Genomic DNA, 11510 nt, shown 5'->3' on the forward strand with positions numbered 1-11510 from the left:
CAAGGACCCGGCCAGCACTCAGCCCAAGCTACGGCCGATCCCCGTTCGCTGCCAGATGATTGATCCCAGCGAGTACCGCCGCGTCATGGGCCACTTTGCCACCGGCGTGGCCGTGGTGACCTCGTGCCGTGACGACGGATCGCCCGCCGGGCTCACGGTGAGCGCCGTTTCGGCCCTTTCTCTGCAGCCCACGCTCATGATGGTGGCGCTCGACCGCAAGTCGCAGACGCACGCGTGGATCGAGCAGTGCGGCTACTTTGCCGTCAACGTCATGGAAGACGGCCGGGGAGAAACGCTGGCGCGGCGCTTTGCCGCGGGCGGGCAGGAAGAAAAGTTCCGCGGCGTGGCCTGGCACTCGCAGACCACCGGCGCTCCCGTGCTGGACGACGCACTGGCCTGGCTGGACTGCCGCGTGCAGGCCGCCCTTCCCGGCGGCGACCACACCATCTTTGTCGGCGAAGTCGTGGCCGCCGACACCCGTGAAGGCACACCCCTGGTTTATTATCGTGGCGGATTTGGACGCTTCGTCCCCTGACGCCCGCGGACGCCCCTGGCCCGTGCTGGTTCGCGCGGCGCTGGCGGGTTTTGCCCTCGGGCTGATTCTTTTCGCCGCCGGCGCGCTGATCCTGTATCAGACGCAGGGCGTGCTTCCCGCCGCGGGAGGGCTGCTGGCCACATTTGCCGCCGCGCTCGCCGCGGGGGGGTGGGCCGGCGCGCCCGGCGCGCGCACGGACGCGCCCCCCACCTGGCGCTGGGTGGGAGCCGGGATCGCCGTGGCCGTGTCCGGCGCGTTCGGCACGCTGTGGGCGCACTTTGGCTGGGACCGCTTCGGCGGGGTGGCCCGCGCGCTGGCCCTGCTGTTTCTGGTGGGGGTGCCGGTGTACGCCATCGGCTTTCTGCTCCCCGGCCTGTCCACCTGGGCGGCGGCGTTCCGCGCCGCGCTGGAGGAGGACGACGAGGAAACGCGCGGCCTGCCGCGCGGCGCGGAAGAGGTGGTGCTGGCCATTCTCCTGGGTGCCGCGCTGGGCGCGGCTCTGGGCGGCCTGCTGCTGCTGCCGCTGGTGAGCCCGGGGCCGCTGCTGTTCGGCGTAGCCCTGCTGCTCACCTTTCCCCTCTTCTTTCCCCGCGAGATGCCCGTGTCGCCCGGCAGCGGCGAGCGCGTGCTGCACGAGGAAGAAACGGCGTACTGCACGCTGCGGGTGACGGAAACAGTGTTCCCCGGCGGGGGGCGCCAGCCGGAGATGCGGCTGTACGTCAACGAAGAAGCGGAGTCGGGAGAGCTGGAGCGCAGCGGCGCGCCCACCTTCGCCTACATCGCGGCCGCGGAAAAGTGGCTGCGGGAGATCACCCCCCGCGGCGCGTCGTACCTGTTTCTCGGCGGCGGCGCCTACACCCTGCCGCGCCGCGTGGCGGAAGACGACAGCACGGCGCGGGTCACCGTCGTCGAACTGGATCCCGCCATCACCCGCGCCGCGTACCGCTGGTTCGGGGTGCGGCCGGAGCACGGCATCACCACGCTGCACGGCGACGCGCGGGCGGTGGCGGCGGCGCTCCCGGCCGGCGGGTGGGACCGGGTGATCGTGGACGTGTACGGCGGCGACGAGATGGTGCCGCCGCACCTGGTCACGCGGGAAGCGCTCGCCGAGTTTGCCGCGCTGCTGCGGCCGGACGGGCTGCTGCTCATCAACCTGATCGGGGTGGCGCGCGGCGAGGGGCAGGGGCGCTTCTGGTCCACCGTGCGCACCGTGGCGGAGTCGTTTTCCTCCACGCGGCTGTACACGCACCTGGGGCGCGACTCGGGGGAGCGGCAGAATTTTCTGCTCGCCGCCTCACCGTGGGCAGGGGTGGGATTTCCGGAGCGGGCGGGGTGGTTTGAGCCGTGGGCGGCGGAGGAGTGGCCCCGGGTGGACGCCGCCGCGGTGTACCGCGACCGGGCGGGGGCGGATGAGGGGCAAGCGCAGCGCGCCGCGCCCCGGGAGGAGCGCGGCGCGCGGGTGACGCCGGCGGCGGACTAGCGCGGGCCGCCCTTGGTGCGCTTCTGCGCCTTTTTCTGCTGCCGGGCCATTTCGCCCTGCATGAACTCCATCTGCTTGCGCCGCATTTCCAGGTGGCGCTTCATCTGCTCCTGCTGCTTCAGCTTCTGCCCTTCGGGGCCGGCGTACCGCTGCCGGTCCATCATCCGCTTCATCAGGCGGATGACGGGCGCGGCCAGGTACTTGAGCATGAACGCCTTGCGCTTTTCGCCCTTGGCTTCCAGATCCGCGAGCGCGTACGGAAGCGCCTGCACCTGGTCCTGCAGGTTGCGGTGCCTCTGCTCGGGCGTTTCCTTCTTTTTCTTCTTTTTATTCTCGGCCATGACGACGTGGGTCGGTCGATGGTAGTGTCAGGATCGCCGGTGCCCGGCAGCGGTTCCGGTACCCCGGCGGGGAAACCCGGTTCGCGCCGCCCATCCCGCGCGGAACGCACAATCGTAGCCCCCGCGCGCCCCGCTCACAAGCGCGGACGCGCGGCGGGACGGGTGCGCCCGTGAGGATCGCGCACTGGGCGGACCTGCACCTGGGCTTTCGCGCGTACCACCGCGTCACGCAGCGCGGCGCCAACGTGCGCGAGGCCGACATCGCCGATGCCTTCCGCCAGACGGTGGCGCGCACCATCGAACTGCGGCCGGACCTGGTGCTGGTGGCGGGCGACGTGTTTCACACCGTGCGCCCCTCCAACACGGCCATCGCCGAGGCGTTCCGCCAGTTCTCGTCCCTCTCCGAGCGCCTTCCCGGTGTGCCCGTGGTGATGATCGCCGGCAACCACGACTCGCCGCGCTCGGCGGACACGGGGAACATTCTGCACCTGTTCCGGGAGATCGAGGGCGTGCGCGTGGTGGCGGATGAGTGCCGCGCGCTGCACCTGCCGGACGTAAATGCCTCCATCCTCTGCCTGCCGCACGTCTCCCTTTCCGGCGGGGAGGAAACGCGCATCGAGCCGGAGCCGGGCGCGCGGCACAACCTGCTGATGCTGCACGGCACCGTGGGCGGCGACGTGGCCGAGCGCAAGCTGCGCTACGTGTCGGAATACGGCGGCGCCATCGTTCCCGACACGGACATCGGGCCGGACCGGTGGGACTACGTGGCGCTGGGCCACTATCACATCTGCACGGACCTGGCGCCGAACATGTGGTACGCGGGCGGCATCGAGCGCACCTCCACCAACATCTGGATGGAGAAGGAAGAGAAGGGGTTCCTCCTGTACGACACGGATGCGGGCACCGCCGAGTTCCAGCCGGTGCGCACCCGCGCCATGGTGGACCTGCCCCGCCTGGACGCGCGCGGGCTTTCTCCCGCGGAGGTGGATGACGCCATTTACGCCGCTGTCAGCCGGGTGCCGGAGGGAATCCGCGGCAAGATGGTGCGCATGGTGGTGGGTGACGTGTCCCGCGCCGTCGTCCGTGAACTCAACCACCGCCGCATCCGCGAGTGGAAGGCGGAAGCCCTGCACTTTCACCTGGACGCGCGCCCGCCGGAAATCCGCCGCCGCGCGGGGAGCGCCGCGCCCGTCCGCCGCCAGACGCTGCAGGAGCAGGTGTCCGCGTTTCTGCGCACGGACTGGCAGCTGCGCGACGACCGGCTGCAGAAGGACCGGCTGGTGGAGATGGGGATGGACTACGTGGACCGCACGGGAGAGGGCTGAGCCATGCGCCTGCTCGCTCTGCGGATGCGCAACTTCCGCCAGCACGCCGACACGGAAATCACCTTCCGCCCGGGTCTCACCGGCATCATCGGCCCCAACGGCGCGGGAAAATCCACCATCCTCGAAGGGATCGCCTGGGCCATCTACGGCGCGCAGGCGGCCCGGGGGACCAACGACACCATCCGCTTCATCCGCGCGGGCGCCCGGTCGCGCGTGGAGGTCGAGCTCTCGTTCGGCCTGGGTGCACACGAGTTCCGCGTCGTCCGCACGCTGAACAGCGCGGACGTGTACCTGGACGGCGGCATCGCGCCCGTCGCGTCCACGCTGGGCGGGGCGACGGCGTACCTGCAGCAGCGCGTGGGGATGACGCGCGAGGAGTTCTTCAACACCTACTTCACCGGGCAGAAGGAGCTGCAGTTCCTGGCGGCCATGGGCCCCACGGACCGCGGCCGCTTCCTGAGCCAGGTGCTGGGCTACGAACGCCTTCGCCGCGCGCAGGACCTGGTCAAGGCGCGCAAGACGGAGCTGCGCGCCGAGATCAAGGGCCTTCGCGCCACCCTGGGGGACCGCGAGGGGATCGTCGCGGCGCGGCTGGGGGCGGAGCAGCGGGTGACGGACGCCATGGCCTCGCTCAAGGCCGCGAAGCTGGCGGTCGAGGACGCGGAGTCCGAGCTGAAGATGGTGCAGCCGCGCTGGGTGCAGGCGCAGGCCTCGCGCGAGCGATTCCGCGAGCTGACGCACGCCATGCAGTCCGCGGAGCGCGACCGCGAGTCCGCCCGCCGCGACCTGGACCGCGCCGCGCGGGAGCTGGAGGCGGTGTCCGCCGCGGAGGCCGAACTGGCCCCGCTGCGCGCCGGGCTCGCCGAACTGCCCTCCGTGAACGACCAGTGTTCGCGGCTGAGCGAACTCGCCCGGCAGGACGAGCGCCGCAAGGCGCTGGCGCGGCAGACGGCGGAGCTGGACGCGGAACTGGAACGTGCCCGCGAGCGGCTGGAAAAGGTGGCCACCGCGCCGGAGCTGGAGCGCCGCTACGCGGAGGAGCTGGAGCGCCTGCGCGCCGAGCGTGCCGCGGCGGAAACGGAGCTGGAGGAAAAGAAGTCCGCCTGGCTGGTGGACAAGCAGGACGCGTGGACCAAGCTCAGCGGCTACCGCGACCGCGCGGCGGAACTGCGCGAGCAGATCAAGCAGATCCAGACGCTGGGGCCGGAAGGCACCTGCCCCACCTGCGGCCGCCCCGTGGGCGCCGACTACGAGCGGCTGCTGGAGGAGCTGGAGGAGCAGTGGGGCTCGCTGGTGCAGGACGGCAAGTGGTGGGCGCGCCGCCACGAGCAGCTGGAGCCCAAGCCAGAGGACGTGGCGGAACTGGAGACGCGCGTCCGCGCGCTGTCGGAGGCGATCGACGACCGCTCCCGCAAGCACACTCGCTGCCAGAGCGCCGTCCGCGAGCGGGACGAGCTTTCCGCGGATCTCACCCAGCGCGTGGCCCGGCGCGAGGAACTGGGCGCGGAGATCCAGGCGCTTCCGTCCGGATACGACGCCGCGGAGCACCGGCAGGCGGAAAAGCGGCTGGGCGAACTGCGCGAGCTGGAAAAGCGCGCGGCCCGGCTGGATGAAACCGCCGCCCGCCGCCCGCACTGGGCCGCGGAGCAGGAAGCCGCGGGCGCCCGGCAGGCGGATGCGGTGGAGCGCGGCCGCGCCGCCGCTGCGGAGCGGGGTGCGCTGGCCTTTTCGGAGGAAGCCTTTGCCGCCACGCGCGGCGAGCACGAGCGCGCCGACGTCACCCTGCGCGGCGCCCAGCTCCACGCCGCGGACGCCAACGGCAACGTGCGCACGGCGGAAGAAGCGGTACAGGCCGCCCGCCGCGCGGAAACGGAGTTCGAGGAGCGCAGCCGGGCCGTGGAGGCGCAGGAAACGGATCTGCGCTACCACGACGAGCTGGACGCCGCGTACAGCGAACTGCGCCAGGAACTGAACGACCAGGTGCGCCCCGAACTTTCCGAGATCGCGTCCGCGTTCCTGTCGCAGTTGACGGACGGGCGCTACACGGCGATGGAGATCGACGAGGCGTACAACCTGATGGTGCTGGACGAGGGCGAGGAAAAACCCGTCATTTCCGGCGGCGAGGAGGACATCGCCAACCTGGTCCTTCGCCTTTCGCTTTCGCAGATGATCGCCGAGCGCGCCGGGCATCCGCTTTCCCTGCTGATCCTGGACGAGGTGTTCGGCTCGCTGGACGTGGCCCGCCGCGACAACGTCGTCCAGCTTCTCCACCATCTGGAAGACCGCTTCGAGCAGGTGATCCTCATCACCCACATCGAGGGAATCCGCGAAAGCCTGGACCAGGTGCTGCGCGTGGACTACGACGAGCGCGCCGGCACCTCGCGCGTGCGCGAGGAAAACGTCACCGGCGGCGAGGAGTTCCCCGAAGCCCCCATGGCGGCGGACTGACGGCGTCCGTCCACCGAAACCGCGTCGCGGGCCCGTCCATCCTCTCCGGGGGACGAGCCCGCCGCGGAGCCCGCCCCGTCCACATGTTGACAGGGAACCGCGCGCAGCGGACATTGCGCGCCGCCCACATCCCGGAAGCCGTCCTGAAATGCCGTCGTACACGCCGCCGCTTTCCGAATTCCTGCAGCTGGCCGGGGACGCCACCCTGGTGCCGGTGTCGCGGGAGTTTCTGTTCGACACCGACACCGCGGTTTCCGCCTTTCACAAGCTGGCGCGGCCGCCGTTCGGCTTTTTGCTGGAATCCGTGGTCGGCGGCGAGCGGTGGGCGCGCTACACCATTCTGGGAAGCGAGCCCCGTTCTGCGTGGCGGCTGCGCGGCAGCCGGGTAGACCGGTGGACGCCGGAAGGCGGATGGTCGGAACCGGTGGAAACGGCGGACCCGCTGGGCGACTTTGATGCGCTGCTCCAGGCGCACCGCCCCGCCGAGGTGCCCGGCCTTCCGCGCTTCTGGGGGGGCGCCGTGGGCTACTTCGGCTATGACGTGGTGCGCCTGATCGAGCGACTGCCCGACGCCCCCGCGGACGACCTGGGCCTTCCCGACGCCCTGTTCATGTTCACGGGCGCGACGCTCATCGTCGACAACCTCTTCAACCGCGCGCGTGCCGTCATCGCGGTGGAAACCCAAGGGGTGTCACAGGATGAACTGGCGGAACGTTATCAATCCGCGACACGGGAGCTGGAGGGATTGATCGCCCGGCTGGCCGAGTCCGCGGGCCCGGAACCGCTGGCGCTGGCCAGCCCGGGCGGGGACGAGGATCCCGGCTTCGACAGCACCAGCACCCCGGAGCGGTACCAGGAGGGCGTGCGCCGCGTGCAGGAGTACATCCGCGCGGGCGACGCCTTTCAGGTGGTGCTTTCGCAGCGGCTCACCGTGCCGCTGAGCGCCCGGCCGTTCGACCTGTACCGGGCGCTGCGCACGCTGAACCCGTCGCCGTACCTGTTCTATCTGGAACTGGACGGCATGCAGCTGATCGGCTCGTCGCCCGAGGTGATGGTGCGGCTGGAGGAAGGGACGGTCACGGTGCGCCCCATCGCCGGCACCCGCCGCCGCGGCCGCGACGACGCGCACGACGACGAACTCGCCGCCGACCTCCTGGCCGACCCCAAGGAAGTGGCGGAGCACCTGATGCTGCTGGACCTGGGGCGCAACGACGTGGGCCGCGTAAGCCGGTGGGGCACGGTGCGCGTGCCGCAGCGGATGGTGATTGAGAAGTACTCGCACGTGCTGCACATGGTGTCCACGGTGGAGGGTGCGCTGCGCGAGGGGTTGTCGGCAATGGACGTATTTCGCGCCTCCTTTCCCGCCGGCACCGTTTCCGGAGCGCCCAAGGTGCGGGCGATGGAGATCATCGACGAGCTTGAGCCGGTGCGCCGGGGGGCGTACGCGGGGGCGGCGGGCTACTTCGGATACGGAGGGCGCTCGATGGACACCGCCATCGCCATCCGCACGGTGGTGGCTCGCGACGGCCGGGCGCACGTGCAGGCCGGCGCCGGGATCGTGGCCGACTCGCGCCCCGCCGACGAATACGAGGAAACGCTCAACAAGGCCCGTGCGCTGCTCCGCGCCGTGCGCATGGTGGAAGCCCGCGGCGAAGACAATCCCGGCTGAATCCGGGCTCCGCGGGGAGGATGACGCGATCGTGACCGGGCGCGGAACCGCTCTTGACATGATCGAACGCCCGTTCTATATACCAGTCATTCCAGCCACCTGCTTGTTCGCGCCCCTGCAGTTCACGTCCCTTTTCGTATCTCATCCGTGCTGACCGCGCCTCCGGCGCGCCGATGACCAATCGCGCCTGTACGGCGTCAACGACATAGTCCGCCGCGGTTTTTCTTTTTCTGTTCACTCTGCCAGGAGGTGCGCACCGGAGCGAGCCGTTCTTTGAGGCAAAATACAGGCTGTACCCCGATCGGGCGGCGGGATGTTCCACCGGAACATCCGCATGCCTGGTGCGACGGGGGGCGCATGCCGCGCCCGTTCTGCTTCGCACGGATCGGATCCAACCTCGGTGGCCCGCAGGGGGCTGCCGAACCACAGGAGGACGAGGAATGAAAAACTTCCGTCGGCTCATCGCGGTCCTGATCGCGGCGGCCTTCACGCCCCTCACCGTGCTGGCGCAGGGCGCCGCGACGGTGACCGGTCGCGTGACGAACGCCCAGGGCCAGCCCGAGGCTGCGGTGCTCGTGCGCATCGAAAGCCTCAACGTCGGCGCCGCCACCGGCGCGGACGGCAACTACCGTCTCGCCATTCCGGCCGACCGCATCCGCGCCGGCCAGAGCGTCGCCATCACGGCGTCGCGCCAGGGCCTGGGAAACATCTCGCGCCAGCTCACGCTGTCGCCGGGTGCCAACCTGACCCAGAACTTCACCATGAGCACCAGCGTCATCCAGCTTGAAGAGCTGGTGGTGACCGGTGTGGCCGCCCCCACCTCGCGCGCCCGCATTCCGTTTGAAGTCGCGACGGTGAGCGCCGAGGACATCGTCGTTCCGTCGACCTCCGCGGCCGGCGCCATCCAGGGCAAGGTCGCCGGTGCGCGCGTGGTTTCGGGCGGCGGACAGCCGGGCTCCAGCCCGTCCATCCTGCTGCGCGGCCCCACCAGCATCAACGCCAGCGGCCGCACGCAGGACCCGCTCTACATCGTGGACGGCGTCATCCTGGGCGAAGGCAACGGCCTGGGCGACATCGACCCGCAGGACATCGAGAGCATCGAAGTCGTGAAGGGCGCCGCCGCGGCCTCGCTGTACGGCTCGCGCGCCGCCGCCGGCGTCATCCAGGTGCGCACGCGCCGCGGCCGCAACCTGTCGGGTGAGCGCACGCGCTACACCACCCGCCTCGAGGCCGGCCAGAGCGACATCGAGCACTACGTCGAGGTTGCCCAGCACCACCCCTGGCGCATGAACGCCGCCAAGACGCGCTTCGTGCGCGCGGACGGCAGCGAGTACGACTGGAGCACCCGCACCACGCAGGCGCTGGCCGGCTCCAGCCCGTACACCACCTTCCAGGTGAACCCCTGGCCGGGCACGAACTACAACCAGCTGGAGCGCTTCTTCAACCCCGGCGACTACCGCCAGGGCTATGTGGGCGTCGAAGGCGCGTCGGGCCGCACCAACTTCTTCGCGTCGGTGACGTCGCTTGACAACTCCGGCGTGGTCGTCGGCCACGACGGCTACAAGCGCAACAGCTTCCGCCTGAACCTGGACCACGGCATCGGCGACAAGCTGCAGGTGTCGGCGAGCGGCAACTACATCCGCTCCAACCAGGACGTCATCAATGACGGGGGCGCGGGCTCGCCGTTCTACAACCTGACGTTCATCACCCCCAACATCGACCTGGCGCAGCGCGACAGCCTGGGCGAGCTGGTGGTGACCGGCGATCCGCAGAGCGCGACCGAGTACGCGAACCCGCTGTACGAGATCGAGAACCGCGAAACGACGGACACCAACAACCGGTTCCTGAGCAGCCTGCAGTTGGTGTACGCGCCGGTCAACGGCGTGTCGCTGGACGGCCAGATCAGCTATGACCGTACGGACTTCAACCGCCAGGACCTGTACCCGTACGGCTACCGCACCAAGACGCCGAGCGCGACGCTGAACCGCGGCTACCTGCAGCGCTTCAACTCGATCACGGACGCCCTGAACGGCAGCGCCACCAGCACGTTCGACAAGACGTTCGGCGACCTGCAGGCGCGCACCCAGTTCCGCTACTCGTACGAAGAGCAGAACTACGAGGACTTCGACGCGGAAGGCGCGGCCTTCGCCGCCGAGGGCGTCGAGACGCTGGAAGCCACCACGCAGAACAAGTTCGTGGACTCGCAGCGCACGTCCGCGCGTTCGGAAGGCTTCTTCAACCAGACCAACCTGTCGTTCCGCGACCGGTACATCCTGGACGGCCTAGTTCGCCGCGACGGCAGCTCGCTGTTCGGCGCCGACCAGCGCTGGCAGACGTACTACCGCCTGAGCGGCGCGTGGCGCGTGGCCGAGGAGCCCTGGTTCAACATGGCCGCCGTCTCGGACCTGAAGCTGCACGCCTCGCTGGGCACCGCGGGCAACCGCCCGGCCTTCTCGGCGCAGTACCAGACCAACCGCCTGGACCGCGGCACCGTGACGCCGGACATTCAGGGCAACCCGGACCTGAAGCCGGAACGCGTCACCGAGCGCGAATTCGGCATCAACCTGGGCCTGCTGGACCGCTTCAACTTCACGGCCAACTACGCCAACTCGACCGCCGAGGACCAGCTGCTGCTGGTGCCCCTGCCGTCGGTGGCGGGCTACACCGCGCGCTGGACCAACGCCGGCACGCTGCAGAGCAACACGATCGAGCTTTCGCTGGACGCCACGCTGATGCAGCGTGAGAACTTCGGCTGGTCGGCCCGCGTGAACTGGGACCGCACCCGCCAGGAGATCTCCGAGCTGGACGTGCCCTGCTACTCCTGGGGCAACCCGAACTACCAGAACGTCGAGAACGTCTTCTTCAACTGCGAAGGCGTGGAGCTGGGCACCTTCTTCGGCCGCAAGTGGGCCGAGTCCTGCGACGACCTGCCGGCCGCGCAGCAGAGCCAGTGCTCTTCGTTCGACGTGAACGACGACGGCTACCTGGTCTACGTGGGCGAGGGCGGTTCCTCGACCGCCGGCGCCGGCCCCGACGGCGTGCTGGGCAACGCCGACGACAAGTGGGGAACGCGCGGAACGGGCACCCTGTTCAACTACAACTGGGGCATTCCGTTCTCGGCGATCGGCACCGACCCGTTCTCGGGCGCGCTGACCAACTACTTCGCGCTGGGCAGCGCCCAGCCGGACTACAACTTCTCGGTGTCCAACACCGTGAACTGGGGCGGCCTGTCGCTGTACGGCCTGCTCGACGCCTCCATGGGCTTCGAGGTCTACAACCAGACCCGCCAGTGGGCCATGTTCCGCAACCGGTCGGGTGAAAACGACCAGTTCGGCAAGTCGGTCGAGGAGATGAAGCCGGTGGGCTACTACAGCCTGCTGTACAACGCCGCGACCGTGAACAGCGAGTTCGTCGAGGACGCCAGCTTCGTGAAGCTGCGCGAAGTCGCGCTGCGGTACTCCTTCGGCGCCGACCGTCTGCGGGCTCTGCGGATGGGTGGTTTCAACCGCCTGACCCTGGGCGTGATCGGACGCAACCTGAAGACGTGGACTGACTACCAGGGCTACGACCCCGAAGTGGGCGTCGCGGGCAGCACGGGCGGTTCGGCGGTGATCAGCCGCTTCGATGCCTTCGGGTATCCGAACTTCCGCACTGTCAGCCTGTCGGTCGAACTCGGATTCTGATACCGGACGTGGCTCCCGCCCCACGGGGA

7 protein-coding genes are annotated in these 11510 nt (G+C 69.8%); 6 read left to right on the top strand and 1 reads right to left on the bottom strand.

The annotated features are described in order from the left end of the window. Nucleotides 1-55: 55 nt before the first annotated feature. Nucleotides 56-535 carry a flavin reductase family protein gene (locus tag HNQ61_RS11030; RefSeq protein ID WP_170034473.1) on the top strand — a complete coding sequence of 160 codons (480 nt, stop codon included), beginning with the start codon at nt 56-58 and terminating at the stop codon, nt 533-535. Beyond that, nucleotides 507-2015, top strand: coding sequence for a fused MFS/spermidine synthase (locus HNQ61_RS11035; RefSeq protein ID WP_170034475.1), 1509 nt, complete (start codon nt 507-509; stop codon nt 2013-2015). Before HNQ61_RS11030 ends, HNQ61_RS11035 begins: the two co-directional genes overlap by 29 nt. On the opposite strand, the gene HNQ61_RS11040 is transcribed toward HNQ61_RS11035, so the two are convergent. Further along, nucleotides 2012-2356: a hypothetical protein gene (locus HNQ61_RS11040; RefSeq protein WP_170034477.1), complete on the bottom strand. Its 345-nt coding sequence runs from the start codon at nt 2354-2356 to the stop codon at nt 2012-2014. The two genes, HNQ61_RS11035 and HNQ61_RS11040, sit on opposite strands and share 4 nt — an antisense overlap. A 170-nt stretch (nt 2357-2526) precedes the next feature. Here HNQ61_RS11040 and HNQ61_RS11045 point away from each other — a divergent pair, with 170 nt between their 5' ends. From HNQ61_RS11045 to HNQ61_RS11060, 4 genes are all read left to right on the top strand, one after another. Then, on the top strand, nt 2527-3681 hold the full coding sequence (locus HNQ61_RS11045; RefSeq protein WP_170034479.1) for a metallophosphoesterase: 1155 nt from the start codon (nt 2527-2529) through the stop codon (nt 3679-3681). A gap of 3 nt (nt 3682-3684) precedes the next feature. Beyond that, entirely contained in the window at nt 3685-6129 is a 2445-nt protein-coding gene (locus tag HNQ61_RS11050; RefSeq protein ID WP_170034481.1) for an AAA family ATPase, read from the top strand. 148 nt (nt 6130-6277) lie between these two features. Continuing rightward, nucleotides 6278-7798: an anthranilate synthase component I gene (gene trpE / locus HNQ61_RS11055; RefSeq protein ID WP_170034482.1), complete on the top strand. Its 1521-nt coding sequence runs from the start codon at nt 6278-6280 to the stop codon at nt 7796-7798. A 440-nt stretch (nt 7799-8238) separates the two neighbouring features. Continuing rightward, entirely contained in the window at nt 8239-11481 is a 3243-nt protein-coding gene (locus HNQ61_RS11060; protein ID WP_170034484.1) for a SusC/RagA family TonB-linked outer membrane protein, read from the top strand. Nucleotides 11482-11510: the final 29 nt, after the last annotated feature.

It is taken from the genome of Longimicrobium terrae (assembly GCF_014202995.1).
GTDB classification, from domain to species: domain Bacteria; phylum Gemmatimonadota; class Gemmatimonadetes; order Longimicrobiales; family Longimicrobiaceae; genus Longimicrobium; species Longimicrobium terrae.